The sequence below is a fragment of the Nocardiopsis kunsanensis DSM 44524 genome, assembly GCF_000340965.1.
Classification (GTDB): Bacteria; Actinomycetota; Actinomycetes; order Streptosporangiales; family Streptosporangiaceae; genus Nocardiopsis; species Nocardiopsis kunsanensis.
Genome location: NZ_ANAY01000001.1, coordinates 126,236 through 142,018, shown reverse-complemented (window position 1 = coordinate 142,018; position 15,783 = coordinate 126,236). Strand labels below are relative to the sequence as shown.

Below are 15,783 nucleotides of genomic sequence, written 5' to 3'. Positions count from 1 at the left end.
GAGCCTGTGCTCGACGCGCCCGCGAGGGAGTGTGGGGCGGGGACGGGCCCGCTGTCAGAAGTCGAAGCCTCCGAAGTCACCGAAGTCGCCCCCGGCGTCGCCCATGTCCTCGGCCCCGGCGCCCATCATGCCGCCGCCCATCATGGACCCCATCATCGAGCCCATCATCATGCCGGTGAACATGCCCGTCATCATGTTCAGGCCGAAGTAGCCGCCCGCGTAGGGCGAGTAGGCCGGACCGGCGTCGTAGTACGGGCGGCGTTCGCCGTCGACCTCGACCATGCGTACGTCCGGCTGTCCGCCGAGGCGCACGGCCTGCGCGCACTGGTCGCACGCGGTGACCTCGCGCGGGCTGCCGCCCGGCGGGGCCCAGGTGACGTCCTGGGTGGAGGGCCCGTGCTGCGGGTTGAAGAAGCAGGGACCTCGGCGCTCGGGAACCTCCTCGCCGTTGAGGCGGGCCCGGGTGGCGGCCATGTAGTAACGGCCGTCCTCCAGAGCGCCGGTGACCAGACGCACCTGGTCGGGCTCCTGAATGGTGTCGAGGAGGGACTTGGCCTGGTCGTAGGAGTCCATGGCCCGTGTGTAGTCCTCACGGGTGGCCTCGTCGACCGCGGACAGGTCGATCTCGAAACGAGAGACGTCCTCGCCGAGGCGCACGACGTCCTCGGTGGCCATCTGCTTGATCTCCTCGAGCTGTTTGGCCTTCTCGGCCTCGCGCTTCTTGCGCTGGTTGTGGACGAACCAGCCGCCGGCGCCGATGAGCAGAACGAGGACGGCCAGCAGGACGAAACCGGAGACGGCGTTGGCGTCCTGGGCCTCCTCGAGCTCGGTCGTGGCCTCGGGAACCGCCGCGAGTGTGTCGATCGGGTTGGGGGTGCCCGTGGCCCCACCGCCCTCCTGGAGGGACAGTTCGCGGATCTCCTCGGTGTTCTCGAGGTTCGGCGAGGTGACCTCGAACGTGTCGACCCCGGAGAGGACCCCGTAGGCGCCGTCCCCGACCTCGGCCATGACGGGATCCATGAACGCGTTCACCCCGGCCTCGGAGGTGGTGTTGCCCCCGGGGACGAGGACGTAGTAGACGGGCGTGTCGGCTTGGGCGGCCGCGTTCTCGAGGACGGCGATCTCCCCCTCGGGGATCGCGTCCTCACCGGTCCCGACATCGATGGCGGGATCGACGTACACGCCGTCGTCCTCGAGCTCGCTGACGACGTCCTGGGTGTCGGGCAGGCCGGCGGTTTCGTCGGTCTCGGCGGCAGCGGATGCCGCCGGGACGGTCATTGCCGCGGCGGCGAGCCCGGCGGTGAGCATTGTGGGTGTTACCAAACGGCGCAACATGATCGTTTCTCTCGCCTCCCTCATCCCCGAAGACGAATCACGGATCCTCATAGTTCCTGGTGGGCTCGACCGGCTCTGCCCCGTGCGGGACAGGGCCGGGGCGGGGGCGGAAGCACACGCGCGGTGGCGGCCCCGGAGCCTTTCCGTGGCCGCCACCGTGTTCTCGGGCGTTCGCCGTACGGGCGGGTCCGGGTCAGCCCTTGGCCGTCGAGGCGGAATTCTCGGCGGCCGCCCCCGTGTCCCCGTCGGCCTGCGCGGGGTCGTCTGCGGAGCCGCCCTCCGAGGTGGTGCCGGCCGAGTCGGCCGTGCCCTCCTGGGCACCGTCCGCTTCGGCCGTGTCCTCCTCGTCGAGGGGCACGAAGCCGGATCCGCCGCGCGGGGTGTGGTAGCGCTCCAGATCGAGGATGCCCTCGCGCTTGGCGACGATCGCGGGGATCAGCGCCTGACCGGCCACGTTCACGGCGGTACGGCCCATGTCGAGGATCGGGTCGACCGCCAGCAGCAGGCCCACACCCTCCAGGGGCAGACCCAGCGTGGACAGGGTCAGCGTCAGCATCACGACGGCACCGGTCGTACCGGCGGTGGCCGCCGAACCGATGACCGAGACCAGGACGATGAGCAGGTAGTCGGTCAGGCCGAGACTGATCCCGGGGAAGAACTGCGCGATGAAGATCGCCGAGATCGCCGGGTAGATCGCCGCGCAACCGTCCATCTTGGTGGTGGTGCCGAAGGGTACGGCGAAGGACGCGTAGTAACGGGGCACGCCCAGATTCTGCTCGGCCACCTTCTGGGTGATGGGCAGAACACCCATGGAGGAGCGGGAGACGAACCCCAGCTGCACGGTCGGCCAGACCCCGGAGAAGTACTTGGCCGGGGACAGCCCGTGCAGGCGGGCCAGTACCGGGTAGACGACGAAGAGCACCAGTGCCAGCCCGATGTAGATCGCGAGGACGAACTGGCCGAGCGCACCGATGGTGTGCCAGCCGTAGCTGTAGACCGCGTTGCCGAGCAGGCCGACGGTGCCGATCGGGGCGAGGCGGATGATCCACCACAGGGCCTTGAGCACGACCTGCAGGGCCGAGTGCATGAAGTCGATGAAGGGCTCGGCGGGCTTGCCGACCTTGACAGCGGCGATACCGAGCACGACCGAGATGACGATGAGCTGCAGGACGTTGAACGACAGTCCCGTGGTGAGGTCGTCGCCGACACCGCTGGTGTCGGCCTCCAGGCCCAGGATGTTGGCCGGGACCAGGCCCTCCACGAAGTCGAGCCAGGACACCTCGCGACCCGGGTCGTCCTGGGAGGCCGGGTCGACCCCGCTGTTGACGCCCGGGCGCAGGGTCAGGCCGAGTGCGATGCCGATGGACACGGAGACGAGTGCGGTGATCGCGAACCACAGCAGGGTCTGGCCGGCCAGGCGCGCAGCGTTGGTGACGTTGCGCAGGTTCGCGATCGAGGTGACGACCGCCAGGACGATCAGCGGTGGGACGGCCGTCTGCAGCAGTGTCACGAACGTGCTGCCGAACAGGTCGAGTGCTGTGGCCAGGCCGTTGGTGGCCTCACCGTCGCCGTCGGGCGGGCTGATCCGGAAGGCGACGAAGCCGAGGGCCACGCCGAGGAACAGTGCGGTGAAGACCTGGACGGTGAAGGAGGGGATCCAGATCCTCCGCCGCGCGGGCGCTTCGGTGGTGCTCTGTGCGGACACGGTGTTGCTCCAGGTGGTGTGCGAAGAGCCGAGGGCACACCTGTGGGCCCTGCCTCATGGGGTGTGCGCTCGGCGAGGGGGTCGGAGAGGGGATCACCGTCGGGTGACGCGGGACGTGCAGCGGCTCCGGAGGATGCCTCGGCGCCGCCCGTGGTCGGGCGCGCGGGCGGGGTCACGGGCCGCGGTCAGCTACACGCGTGGCTGGAGCAACGGCACAGGTCGATGTGCCACCGTCGTGTCAGTCCCCAGATGTTCGTCACGATTGAGCACGATAACCCGGTTCGTTCACCTTTTCCATACACGGAAGCCCGATGATTCGACGGGCATCGAACAAAACCCCTCATGTGCCGGGATCCGCGTGCTTCTTCCCGGGAGCGTGTGAGGTGAGAATCACCAGCCCCGTGCCCGTGTCGGCGGTGGTTCCGGGCCGCTGGAGCGGGAAGGTTCGTCGGCACGCTCGCCCGTCGTGGCCGGGATGGGACAATCCGAGGAAAGCACCGTTACGGAGTGGCAGGGGTGGCTACCGTGAGCGACGACAGAGATCCGACGACCGGAGGCGAAGAGATGTCTGCTCCCACCGTGGCCCGACCACAGGTCTCCGAGTTCGAGGACCGGCGAAGTATTCCCGTCCCGCCGGAGGCCGGGTTCACCGCTGAGGACCTCGACCGTATTCCGGATCTTCCGCCGCACACCGAACTCATCGACGGAAGCCTGGTACTGGTGAGTCCGCACAAGACGTTCCACATGTTCGTGCTCAAGCTTCTCGAGCGTCAGATGGACGATCAGATCCCCGCCGGTCTGCTTACCTACCGGGAGTGCACTGTGGTTCTCGGGGAGCGGCAGAGGCCCGAGCCGGACCTGATGCTGGTGGACGCGGAAGCATTGACGAGCATGGACGACACCTGGGTCGCTCCGGACGCCGTTCGACTGGTGGTGGAGGTCGTCTCCCCGCAGTCGGAGGTACGTGACCACGAACGCAAACCCCAGCTGTACGCAGGAGCCGGGATCCCCCACTTCTGGCTCGTAGAGAAGGAAGATGCGGAAGGCGCCGTGGTGTACGCCTACGAGCTCGACCCGGTCAATGGGGGATACACGATGACCGGTGTGCACAGGAAACGCATGAAAGCTGACGCACCATGTGAATTGGATATCGACCTCACACGGCTGCCTCGCACGGGGCATTCGGGCTGAAAGAACCTCAGCGGGAAGGGAAACTCGCTCCCTCCCCTCCGTGGCGTCCGCCGCTCAGGCCTCCTTGATCTCGCAGACGACCGCGCCGTTGGCGACGCTCTCGCCCGAGCCGATCTTCAGCCCGGTCACCACACCGGACTTGTGCGCGTTCAGCGGCTGCTCCATCTTCATCGCCTCGATCACCACGACCGTGTCCCCCTCGGCGACCTCGGCCCCCTCCTCGGCCACGAGCTTGACCACGGTGCCCTGCATCGGTGAGACCAGCGCGTCACCGCTCGCGGCGGAGGTACCCCCGCCGCCCCTACGGCTCGCACGCTTCTTCCTGCCACCGGCCTGCGTGGCCTGGGGTGCCGCGCCGAGGGAGGCCGGGAGCACGACCTCCACACGCTTGCCGCCCACCTCCACGGTCATACGCTCGCGTTCGTCCCCGGCCGCCTCGCCCGGGGTGCCCGACCACGGCTCGATCCGGTTGTCGAACTCGGTCTCGATCCACCGCGTGTAGACGGAGAAGGTCTGTTCCGGGTCGGCGGGGGCGAAGGCCGGGTCGGCCACGACCGCCTCGTGGAACGGGATCACTGTGGGCATACCGCCGACGGTGAACTCCGCCAGGGCCCGCCGTGAGCGCTGCAGGGCCTCGGCACGTGTCCGCCCGGTCACCACCAGTTTGGCCACCATCGAGTCGAAGGCCTGCGGGACGGTGAAACCGGCCTCGCAGCCGGTGTCCACGCGCACGCCCGGGCCGCCCGGGAGCGACATCTCGGTGATGGTGCCCGGGGCCGGCATGAAGCCCCTGCCGGCGTCCTCGGCGTTGATCCGGAACTCGAAGGAGTGCCCGCGCACCGGCGGGTCCCCGTACCCCAGCTCCTCGCCGTCGGCCACCCGGAACATCTCCCGCACCAGGTCGATGCCGGTGACCTGCTCGGTGACCGGGTGCTCGACCTGCAGACGGGTGTTGACCTCCAGGAACGAGATGGTGCCGTCGGTACCCACCAGGAACTCGCAGGTACCCGCACCCACGTACCCGGCCTCGGACAGGATCGCCTTGGAGGCGGCGTACAGGCGCTCGTTCTGCTCCTGGGTCAGGAAGGGGGCAGGGGCCTCCTCGACCAGCTTCTGGTGGCGGCGCTGCAGCGAGCAGTCCCGGGTGGAGACCACCACGACGTTGCCGTGGGCGTCGGCCAGGCACTGGGTCTCCACGTGGCGGGGACGGTCGAGGTAGCGCTCCACGAAGCACTCACCGCGCCCGAACGCGGTCACGGCCTCGCGCACCGCCGACTCGTAGGCGTCGCGCACCTCGTCCAGGGTGTGGGCGACCTTCAGGCCGCGTCCCCCGCCGCCGAAGGCGGCCTTGATCGCGATGGGTAGGCCGTGCTCCTCGGCGAAGGCCACGACCTCCTCGGCCGAGGAGACCGGATCGGGGGTGCCCGCCACCAGCGGCGCGCCGACCTTCTGGGCGATGTGGCGGGCCCGGACCTTGTCGCCCAGGGAATCGATCGCCGACGGGGGCGGGCCGATCCAGGTCAGACCGGCATCGATCACGGCCCGGGCGAAGTCGGCGTTCTCGGCCAGGAACCCGTAGCCGGGGTGGACGGCGTCGGCACCCGACTCGGCGGCCACCGCCAGGAGTTTGTCGATGTCCAGGTAGGACTCGGCCGGGGTGCTCCCGCCCAGGGCGTGGGCCTGGTCGGCGATCTTGGCGTGGGGGGCGTCCAGGTCGGGGTCGGCGTAGACCGCGACACTGGCCAGGCCGGCGTCGCGGCAGGCGCGGGCGATGCGTACGGCGATCTCGCCGCGGTTGGCGATCAGGACTTTGCGCACGGTGGGAAATCCTCCTGCGGGAACGTGGAACGGTGACGCGCCGACCGCTCGACGGGGGTTTCGTACATCGGGAATCGCGGACTGCCGGCTAACGCATGCTCAAGCGCCACGCGCCCGGCCCGGGCCTGGGGGAGACACGGCCCCGCAGGCCCTGTGCCCGGTCGCGCCAGCCCGACACGGGCTCGGGCGGTGGGTTCTCCGCGGCGGTCCGGGCCGCCGCGGCACGTGCGCTGAGCACCGCGGTGAGTGCGGCGAGTTCCTCTGTGGTCGGCTCGCCCCTGACCACGGTCAGGTGCGGCGCGTTGCTGTAAGCGCTCACAGCGGGATGTTCCCATGCTTCTTCGGCGGAAGCTGCTTGCGCTTGTTCCGCAGTGCCTTGAGTGCCTTGGCCACCTGGTCCCGTGTCTCCGAAGGCATGATGACCCCGTCCACGTAACCGCGTTCGGCCGCCGAGTACGGGTTCAGGAGGGTGTCTTCGTACTCGGTGACGAGGCGGGCCCGCTCGGCCTCGACGTCCTCGGCGTCGGCCAGGGTGCGCCGGTGCAGGATGTTCACCGCGCCCTGGGCCCCCATGACCGCGATCTGGGCCGTGGGCCAGGCCAGGTTGACGTCCGCGCCCAGGTGCTTGGAACCCATGACGTCGTAGGCGCCGCCGAAGGCCTTGCGGGTGATGACGGTGATGAGGGGGACCGTGGCCTCGGAGTAGGCGTAGAGCAGCTTGGCGCCGCGGCGGATGATGCCGTCCCACTCCTGGTCGGTGCCGGGCAGGAAACCGGGCACGTCGACGAAGGTCAGCACCGGGACGTTGAACGCGTCACAGGTACGCACGAAACGCGCGGCCTTCTCGGAGGCGTCGATGTCCAGGCAACCGGCCAGACTCTGGGGCTGGTTGGCCACCACACCGACGGACCGGCCGTCGACGCGGCCGAAACCCACCACCAGGTTGGTCGCGAACCGGGCGTGGACCTCCAGGAAATCACCGTCGTCCAGCACCGACTCCAGCACCGTGCGCATGTCGTAGGGCTGGTTGGCGGAGTCCGGGACGAACGTGTCCAGCGCCAGGTCGGAGTCGGTGACCTCTTCGGCGGGCGCCTCCTCGGGCGGGACCGGGGGCGCCTCGTCCAGGTTGTTGTCGGGCAGGTGCGCCAGCAGGTCCTTGACGTAGTCGACGGCGTCCTGCTCGTCGGTACCCATGTAGTGGGCCACGCCGGAGCGGGCCGTGTGCGTGGCGGCGCCGCCCAGCTCCTCCATCGACACGTCCTCGCCGGTGACGGTCTTGATCACGTCGGGGCCGGTGATGAACATCTGCGAGGTCTGGTCGACCATCACCGTGAAGTCGGTGAGCGCCGGGGAATAGACATGGCCGCCGGCGGTGGCCCCCATGATCAGGGAGATCTGCGGGATCACCCCGGAAGCGTGGGTGTTGCGGCGGAAGATCTCGCCGTACTGGCCGAGCGCGACCACACCCTCCTGGATGCGGGCGCCTCCGCCCTCGTTGATGCCCACGACGGGGCAACCGTTCTGCAGGGCGTGGTCGAGGACCTTGACGATCTTCTCGCCGTAGACCTCGCCCAGGGACCCGCCGAACACGGTGACGTCCTGGCTGAAGACGGCGACGGGCCGTCCGTCCACCGTCCCGTGGCCGGTGACGACACCGTCGCCGTAGGGACGCTTGTCCTCCAGCCCGAAACTGGTGGAACGGTGCCGGGCCAGGGCGTCGAACTCGACGAACGAGCCGGGATCGAGCAGGGCGTCGATCCGCTCGCGTGCGGTCATCTTGCCTTTGGCGTGCTGTTTCTCCACGGCCCGCGCCGACCCCGCGTTGACCGCCTCGTACCGGCGGCGCTGCAGGTCGGCGAGCTTGCCCGTGGTGGTGTGGATGTCGATCTCGTCCGTGGGGAGCGGTTCAGGGGCTTCGGTGGCCATAACAACGCAGGTTAACCCTGTGCCTCACAGGGTTTTGCACGCGGCCCACGGTTATCCGGCACTGTCCGGGGCCCTGCCTGCTGACGGGGGACCGGGCGTCCCCGGCCGCTCCCGGCGGCCTGTCGCCCGGGCGCCCCAGGACAGGAATAGCGGTGAACTCTGTGCAAAAGAGGCGAAGAATCACAATAATTCACGCCGCTGAGGAATGCGAGAAATGCGCCCCCGCTCGTATTGTGCGGTCGTTGTTCTCTGTAGGCTCGGGCCCATGACAGCGGTGAACGCGGAACGCGACAGTGCACGGCAGGAAGTCCCCGAGCAACTCCGCAGCGATGTGAAACTGCTCGGTGAGATGCTCGGGACGATCCTCGCCGAGAGCGGGGGCGCCGATCTCCTCGAGGATGTGGAGAAACTCCGGCACGCGGTGATCGGTGCACGCGAAGGCACGGTCGAGGGCGAGGAGATCACCCGCCTGGTGGGCGCTTGGCCCCTGGAACGGGCCAAGCAGGTCGCCCGCGCCTTCACCGTCTACTTCCACCTGGCCAACCTGGCCGAGGAGCACCAGCGCATGCGGGCCCTGCGCGAGCGGGACGACGCCGCGAACCCGCCGTCGGAATCGCTCGCCGCGGCCGTGCGTGCGGTCCGCGAGGAAGGCGGCGGCGAAGAGACCCTGGAGAACCTCCTGGAGGGCATGGAGTTCCACCCGGTCTTCACCGCCCACCCCACCGAGGCCCGGCGCCGCGCCGTGTCCACCTCGATCCTGCGCATCAGCGCCCAGCTGGAGGCCTGGCACGACGCACACGAGGGCAGCAGTGCCGCAGCCGAGGCGCACCGGCGCCTGCTGGAGGAGGTCGACCTGCTCTGGCGCACCTCCCAGCTGCGCTACACCAAGCTCGACCCGCTCGACGAAGTGCGCACCGCCCTGGCGGCCTTCGACGAGACCATCTTCTCCGTCGTCCCACAGGTCTACCGCTCCCTGGACGCCGCCGTGGACCCCGAGGGCACCGGCACCCGCCCGCCGCGCGTCCTGCCCTTCGTGCGTTACGGCAGCTGGATCGGCGGCGACCGCGACGGCAACCCCTTCGTCACCCACGAGGTCACCCGTGAGGCCATGACGATCCAGTCGGAGCACGTGCTGCGCGGACTCGAGTCCGCCTGCGACCGGGTCGCGCGCACCCTGACCGCCTACTCCAACCTCACCCCCGCCGACAAGGCCCTGCACGAGGCCATCGCCACCGCCAAGGCCGGACACCCCGGACTCATGGCCGAGATCGGCAGCCGCTCACCCAACGAGCCCCACCGTCAGCTCCTGATGCTGGCCACCGCGCGCCTGCGTGCCACCCGCGAGCGCGACGCCGACCTGGCCTATCCCGACGTCGACGCCTTCCTCGCGGACCTGCGCACCGTCCAGAACTCCTTGGCCGAGGCGGGCGCGGTCCGCCAGGCCTACGGGCAGCTGCAGCACTTGGTGTGGCAGGCCGAGACCTTCGGTTTCCACCTCGCCGAACTCGAGATCCGCCAGCACAGCGAGGTGCACGCCGCGGCGCTGGCCGAACTGCGCGCCGGGGAGCGCCCCTCGGAACGCACCGAGGAGGTCCTGGCCACGATCCGGGTCATCTCCTGGATCCAGGAACGTTTCGGGGTCGACGCCTGCCGCCGCTACATCGTCAGTTTCACCCGCTCGGCCGAGGACATCTCCGCCGTGCACGAACTGGCCTCCTACGCGCTGCCGGAGGACCGCAGGCCCGTCCTCGACGTGATCCCGCTCTTCGAGACCGGCGCGGACCTGGAGGCGTCCCCGCACGTGCTCGGCGGGATGCTGGACCTGCCCCAGGTACAGCGCCGTCTGGAGGAGACCGGGCACCGGCTGGAGGTCATGCTCGGCTACAGCGACTCCGCCAAGGACGTCGGCCCGGTCAGCGCCACACTGCGCCTGTACGACGCCCAGGCACGGCTGTCGGAGTGGGCGCGCGGGAACGGGATCCGGCTCACCCTCTTCCACGGTCGCGGCGGTTCCCTGGGGCGGGGCGGCGGACCCGCCAGCCGGGCCCTGCTCGCCCAGGCACCCGGGTCGGTCGACGGCCGGTTCAAGGTCACCGAGCAGGGCGAGGTCATCTTCGCCCGTTACGGCCAGGACGCCATCGCCCGCCGCCACATCGAACAGGTCGGCCACGCGGTGCTGCTGGCCTCCACCGACCGTGTGCAGGAACGCGAGCGCTCGGCGGAGCAGGAGTTCCGCCCCTACGCCGACACCATCGCGGCCGCCGCGCAGGAGACCTACCTGGATCTCATCGGTACCGAGGACTTCGCCGTGTGGTTCTCCCAGGTCAGTCCCTTGGAGGAACTGGGAGAACTCCGTCTGGGGTCGCGCCCCTCGCGCCGTTCGGCCGCCAAGGGCCTGGACGACCTGCGTGCGATCCCGTGGGTGTTCGCCTGGACCCAGACCCGCGTCAACCTGCCCGGCTGGTTCGGCCTCGGCACAGGGCTGGCTGCCGTCCAGGACGTGTCGTTGTTGCAGCGCGCTTACCGGGAATGGCCCATGTTCGCGTCCCTGTTGGACAACGCGGAGATGAGCCTGGCCAAGACCGACCGGACCGTCGCCGAGCGCTACCTCGCCCTCGGCGGACGCCCCGAGCTCACCGAGAAGGTCCTGGCCGAGTACGACCTCACCCGCGACCTGGTGCTGCGGGTGACCGGGCACGGGCGCCTGCTGGAGAACCGCGCGGTCCTGTCCCGCGCCGTCGACCTGCGCAACCCCTACGTGGACGCGCTCTCGCACCTGCAGTTGCGTGCTCTGGAGGCCCTGCGCGGGGAGGAGGCCGACTCCCTGTCGGAGCAGGACCAGCAACACCTGGAGAGGTTGCTCCTGTTGTCCGTCAACGGTGTGGCCGCCGGTCTGCAGAACACCGGCTGACCCCGGACCCGTACGCGAGGGTGCCCCGGCCCCGGAGAGGGGGAGCGGTGCACCCTCCCGGCGGATTCCCGATAGTGCTGTAATGGGCGTATGGACCTGGACCGGACCCGTCGGACACCGCTCTCGCAGGACGAACTGGCCGCCGCGCTCGTGCGGCCCGGAGGGCCGTGGCGGCGTGTGGAGGTGCTGCCCGCGGTGGGCTCCACCAACACCGAACTCCTCGCCCGTGCCGAAGAGGGTGAGGAGGAGGGCACGGTCCTGGTCGCCGAGCACCAGACCGCCGGGCGCGGACGGCTCGGGCGCGGGTTCCTGACCCCCCGGGGGGCGGCGCTGACCTTCTCCCTGTTGTTGCGCCCGCCGGTGGCCCCGGACGTCCTGGGATGGCTGCCCGCGCTCATGGGGGCGGCGGCTGTGGGCGCAGTGCGCCGCACCACCGGTGTCCGGGCCGCGCTCAAGTGGCCCAACGACCTCATCGTCCCCGCCGGCCTGCGTGCGGAGTCCGCCGAGACCGACGGCAAGCTCGCCGGGATCCTGGCCGATGCGGACCTGGTGGCCGAGGCCCCGGCCGTGGTCATCGGCATGGGGCTGAACGTGTCGCAGAGCCGTGGAGAACTGCCCGTGCCCACCGCCGTGTCCTTGAGGAGCGAGGGCGCCACCGCCCTGGACCGGAGCTCGCTCCTGGGTTCCTTCCTCGGTGAGTTCGAGGAGCTCTACACGGTGTGGACCGCTGCCGGGGGTGACGCGGAGGCGAGCGGACTGGCCCCCCTCTACCGGGACCTGTGTTCGACCGTGGGCCGCCGGATCACCGTGCACCTGCCCGGTGGTGAGCTGCTGGATGCCGACGCGACCGGGATCGACGAACAGGCACGTCTGGTGGTGACCACCGCGGCGGGGGAGAAGGCGCTGAGCGTCGGCGACGTCGTGCACGTTCGTCCCCGGGCCTGAACCCCGGCCGTGGAGACCGGGCCGTGTCCGTCCACGGGCCTTTGCTCCACCTTCACGGCCCGGTCCGGCTTGTGCCATGATCACCGGTATGGCTATCGCGGACCGTCATCTTGCCGACGACGAGGAGCTCGTCCACGTCGCACGCCAGCACTGGACCGTTCTGGTGGGCGAGTTCGCGGTGCTGGTCCTCGTCCTCGCGGTGGTCGGTGCCGGGTTGTGGTTCATGCCGTGGAACGAGGAGTGGAGCACCGTGGCCGCCCTGGCCATCGGTGGTGTGGCCGCCCTCGCCACGATCGTCTTCTGCCTGGTCCCGATGCTGCGGTGGGCCACGACCGTCTACGTCCTCACCACCCAGCGGCTCATGACGAAAGAGGGCATCGTCTCCAAGCAGGGCCGTTCCATGCCCCTGACCCGGGTGAACGACGTCTCCTACAACATCTCCCTCTGGGAACGTCTGATGCGGTACGGAACGTTGTCAGTGCAGTCGGCTTCGGAGAACGAGAGCATGACGCTGCAGCGTGTGCCCCGTCCTCAGTGGTTCCAGGCCGAGATCTACCGCCAGGTGAGCTCGGCGCAGACCCCCGGGTACCCGTCGGCCCCCTCCGCCTGACCTGGGGCCGGGGATAAACTGGGATCCCCGGAACTCAACGAGCCGTCGATGGAAGAACGTGCTCCTCGCACCCTCGCGGGGACGGGCAGTGAAAGAGAACGTATGCCGTCGAGTCCTGACCCGAAAGAGATCGAGGCCGTCCTCCTGGGCGGTGAGGCGGTGTACACCCGGGCCCAGGCCATCGAGCTGTCCGGTGTCGATCCCGAACTCGCCGGCCGTATCTGGCGCGCCCTGGGTTTTCCCACCCAGGGTGACGACGAGGCCATCTTCGCCGAGAGCGACGTCGAAGCCCTGCGTGTCACCAACGCCCTGCTCCAGGGGGGTGCGCTCGACGACGAGGGCGTGGTCCGTTTCGCCCGGGCGATGGGCCAGACCATGGCCCGCCTGGCCGACTGGCAGACCAGCATCCTGAGCACCCTCATCTTCAAGGACGGGGAGGACAACGCCGACAACCCCTTGATGGGGCAGGTCAAGGAGTTGTTGCCCGAGGTCGAGCGCCTCCTGCTGCACATCTGGCGCCGTCAGCTGGCCGCCTCGACCTCGCGCACCCTCGCGGTGATGTCCAACAGCAACGACATGGTCCCGAACTACTACCCGCTCATCGTGGGCTTCGCCGACCTGGTCTCCTTCACCACCCTCAGCCGAGAGCTCGACGAGGTCGAACTCGCCGGTGTGGTCGAGTCCTTCGAGGCCGCGGCCGCCGACATCGTCGCTTCCGGGGGCGGGCGTGTGGTCAAGACCCTCGGCGACGAGGTGCTCTACGTGGCCGACTCGGCCGCGGAGGCCGCCGACATCGCACTCCGACTGGCCTCCGGGGTCCGTACCCACGTGGAGGTTCCCGACGTGCGGGTGGGGGTGGCCTCGGGTCCGGTCCTGACCCTGCACGGCGACGTGTTCGGCACGACCGTGAACCGCTCCAGCCGCCTGACCTCCTTCGCCCGGCCCGGAACCGTCCTCATCGACGACACGCTCGCCGGCGACCTCCAGGGCGTCGAAGGGCTCCAGGTGGTCCAGGTCCGAGCCCGGCACGCGCACGGTCTCGGACTGATCCAGCCCTACGCACTGCGACGCAACTTCGAACCCGGCGGCCACACCCAGGACTGACCGGCGGGTGGATGTCGTTCCACATGGGTTCGGGTTCCGAAATGTTCGAAAATCCACAAAGTCAAACTCTGCTCTTACCCGACACGCACGTATCGACGGGGCTCGCGGGATAGGCTCTTCCCGCGCCGTGTCCGACCGTGAGACGTTTCTTGGTGGTGAGAGAGTGGACTCCCCTTCCCCTGTCGAGCGTCTGCGAACCTCGGGTGTGGTCAGCCTCGAGGGCGTCGAGTTCGATGTGGAGAACAACGTGTGGATCGTCGGCGACGACGAGAACGCCGTTGTCATCGACGCCTCGCACGACCACGAGGCGATCGCACGTGGTCTGGGCGACCGTGAACTCATGGCGATCGTCTGTACTCATGGGCACAGCGACCACGTCAACGCCGCCGCTGGCCTCGCCGACCTCACCGATTCACCGATCCTGCTGCACCCCGACGACACCGAGCTGTGGCACCGCGTGCACCCGGGTCGCGAACCCGATGCCCCGCTCCTGCACGGGGAGGTACTGCGCGCGGGCGGCGTGGAGCTGCAGGTGCTGCACACCCCCGGACACACCCCGGGCGGGGTCAGCCTGTACGCGCCGGAGCTCTCGACGGTCTTCACCGGTGACACCCTGTTCCCCGGCGGTCCGGGCGCAACGGAGCAGGCCTCCTCCGACTTCCCGCGGATCATCGCTTCGATCCGCGAGCACCTGGTGTCCCTGCCCGGCGAGACCGTCGTCCACCCCGGGCACGGGGAATCCACGACCGTCGCCGAAGCGACCGAGAACCTCGAGGTCTGGGCCAGCCGAGGGTTCTGACCCCTGGTCAGAGGCGCAGATCGAACTCTGCCGATGGCTTCACCGTCCCGTTGACCTGCACCTGCACCAGGTGTGTTCCGGTGCGGCAGGTGCGTGTGCTGACCGGCCGGACCGGATGCCGTCTGCGCAGGCGCCCGGGGTGCGGGCTTCGCGCGGCCGCTGCCGTGGAGCCCCCTCCCGGCGGAGTGTTCCGGAAGGCCGCGGTGGAACCCGGTGAGCACGGTCGTAGTACGGAGCCCGGGAAAACCTCGGCAAGAATGTGAAGTGCGACACCAGGACGGTGTTCGGGCCCTTCTGCCTTCTGGCCGGGCCGGGGCTCTCCGCGGAGGAAAATGTCGGAGAGCAGGGGGCCCTGCTGTGCAAGGGGCCGCGGAATTCCGAAGGGCCTTCTGCGGCGCAGGAGGCCCTCACCCGGAATGCTCGGGAGGTTCCCACTCGGCGGCCGTGTCCTCCGACGGTGACAACCGGCCCCGTTCGGGAGCACCGGCGTCCACGGCGGAGATGAGTACCTCCAGGTCCGGGCCGAGCTGTTCCGGGGGCAGTTCCAGCAGGTAGGTGTTCAGGTGCCGCCGGAAGGCCTCCGCCGAGTGGGAGGGTTCCACGTCCCTCCGGCGCGCCAGGGCGACCGTGCGCAGGAGACGGGGCCGCGCCAACGGGGTCCCCCGCAGACCGGGACGGTTCTTGAGCACCATGCTCGGCACCACGGCGAGGCCCAGGCCGACCTCCACGAAGCGCAGGACCGCATCCATCTCCCCGCCCTCGACCGCCAACGCGGGCTCGAACCCTGCGGCCCGGCAGGCCCGCAGGGTCGCCTCGCGCACGTCGTAGCCGCGGCGGAACATCACCAGGGGGCGTTCGCGCAGCTCGGTGATGCGCATCGACGCCCGTTCGTTGGGGGAGGGGTCCGCCATCGAGCTGGCCACTACGAGGCTCTCGCGCAGGATCGGTGTGGTGATGAAGTCCGGGTCGCTGCTCTGCAGGGGCAGGATGATCAGCGCCAGGTCCAGTTCGCCACGGCCGAGGTCCCTGATCAGGTCGCGGGAGCCGCTCTCCTCGACGTGGAGTTCGATGCCGGGAAAGCGGGTATGGAAATCGGAGAGTACGTCGGCGAGCAGGCCTGCGCACAGGGACGGTGTGGCACCCAGCCGCACCCGGCCACGGCGTACTCCGGCCAGTTCCGCCACTTCACGGCGGGCGGTCTCCAGGTCGGTGAGCATGCGTTGCGCGAGGGGAAGCAGTGCCTCACCCGCCGGGGTGAGTGTGATGTTTCCCCTGGCACGACTGAATAACGGTGCGCCCAACTCCCGTTCGAGGCTACGGACCTGTTTGCTCAAACTCGGCTGTGCAACACCGGAAACCTCGGCTGCGCGGGTGAAATGGCGTGTGCGGGCCACGGCGAGAAAGTATGCGAGCTGTTGGAACTGCATACTTCATAGCCT

General features: G+C 69.4%; 12 protein-coding genes. 6 read left to right on the top strand and 6 right to left on the bottom strand.

The annotated features are described in order from the left end of the window. Positions 1 to 54: 54 nt before the first annotated feature. Positions 55 to 1,308 (bottom strand): hypothetical protein, encoded by a 1,254-nt coding sequence (locus D456_RS0100680; RefSeq protein WP_017574221.1) that lies wholly within the window; start codon positions 1,306 to 1,308, stop codon positions 55 to 57. Between the two features lie 220 nt (positions 1,309 to 1,528). Next, positions 1,529 to 3,040, bottom strand: coding sequence for a dicarboxylate/amino acid:cation symporter (locus tag D456_RS0100675; RefSeq protein ID WP_017574220.1), 1,512 nt, complete (start codon positions 3,038 to 3,040; stop codon positions 1,529 to 1,531). 564 nt (positions 3,041 to 3,604) lie between these two features. Between D456_RS0100675 and D456_RS0100665 the strand changes: the two genes are divergently transcribed. After that, positions 3,605 to 4,231: a Uma2 family endonuclease gene (locus tag D456_RS0100665; protein WP_040698404.1), complete on the top strand. Its 627-nt coding sequence runs from the start codon at positions 3,605 to 3,607 to the stop codon at positions 4,229 to 4,231. Positions 4,232 to 4,285: 54 nt separating this feature from the next. On the opposite strand, the gene D456_RS0100660 is transcribed toward D456_RS0100665, so the two are convergent. The 3 genes from D456_RS0100660 to D456_RS0100650 all read right to left on the bottom strand — a co-directional run bounded on the left by D456_RS0100660 (position 4,286) and on the right by D456_RS0100650 (position 7,975). Further along, positions 4,286 to 6,049 (bottom strand): acetyl/propionyl/methylcrotonyl-CoA carboxylase subunit alpha, encoded by a 1,764-nt coding sequence (locus D456_RS0100660; RefSeq protein ID WP_017574218.1) that lies wholly within the window; start codon positions 6,047 to 6,049, stop codon positions 4,286 to 4,288. Between the two features lie 88 nt (positions 6,050 to 6,137). Continuing rightward, entirely contained in the window at positions 6,138 to 6,368 is a 231-nt protein-coding gene (locus tag D456_RS0100655) for an acyl-CoA carboxylase subunit epsilon (protein WP_017574217.1), read from the bottom strand. Beyond that, positions 6,365 to 7,975 (bottom strand): acyl-CoA carboxylase subunit beta, encoded by a 1,611-nt coding sequence (locus D456_RS0100650; protein WP_017574216.1) that lies wholly within the window; start codon positions 7,973 to 7,975, stop codon positions 6,365 to 6,367. The genes D456_RS0100655 and D456_RS0100650 overlap by 4 nt, the downstream gene beginning before the upstream one ends. A gap of 349 nt (positions 7,976 to 8,324) precedes the next feature. Between D456_RS0100650 and D456_RS0100645 the strand changes: the two genes are divergently transcribed. From D456_RS0100645 to D456_RS0100625, 5 genes are all read left to right on the top strand, one after another. Continuing rightward, the gene (locus D456_RS0100645; protein WP_026115447.1) at positions 8,325 to 10,886 is read left to right on the top strand and encodes a phosphoenolpyruvate carboxylase; all 2,562 of its coding nucleotides are present in this window, start codon (positions 8,325 to 8,327) and stop codon (positions 10,884 to 10,886) included. Positions 10,887 to 10,976: 90 nt separating this feature from the next. Further along, entirely contained in the window at positions 10,977 to 11,831 is an 855-nt protein-coding gene (locus D456_RS0100640; RefSeq protein WP_017574214.1) for a biotin--[acetyl-CoA-carboxylase] ligase, read from the top strand. 88 nt (positions 11,832 to 11,919) lie between these two features. Next, complete coding sequence (locus D456_RS0100635) at positions 11,920 to 12,441, top strand: PH domain-containing protein (protein ID WP_040698454.1); 522 nt, start codon at positions 11,920 to 11,922, stop codon at positions 12,439 to 12,441. A 102-nt stretch (positions 12,442 to 12,543) separates the two neighbouring features. Further along, positions 12,544 to 13,545 carry an adenylate/guanylate cyclase domain-containing protein gene (locus D456_RS0100630; RefSeq protein ID WP_017574212.1) on the top strand — a complete coding sequence of 334 codons (1,002 nt, stop codon included), beginning with the start codon at positions 12,544 to 12,546 and terminating at the stop codon, positions 13,543 to 13,545. Between the two features lie 163 nt (positions 13,546 to 13,708). Next, complete coding sequence (locus tag D456_RS0100625) at positions 13,709 to 14,344, top strand: MBL fold metallo-hydrolase (RefSeq protein WP_017574211.1); 636 nt, start codon at positions 13,709 to 13,711, stop codon at positions 14,342 to 14,344. A 407-nt stretch (positions 14,345 to 14,751) separates the two neighbouring features. On the opposite strand, the gene D456_RS0100620 is transcribed toward D456_RS0100625, so the two are convergent. Next, a complete protein-coding gene (locus tag D456_RS0100620) occupies positions 14,752 to 15,771 on the bottom strand; it encodes a LysR family transcriptional regulator (protein WP_026115446.1) in 1,020 nt (339 codons plus the stop codon). Between the last annotated feature and the right edge of the window lie 12 nt (positions 15,772 to 15,783).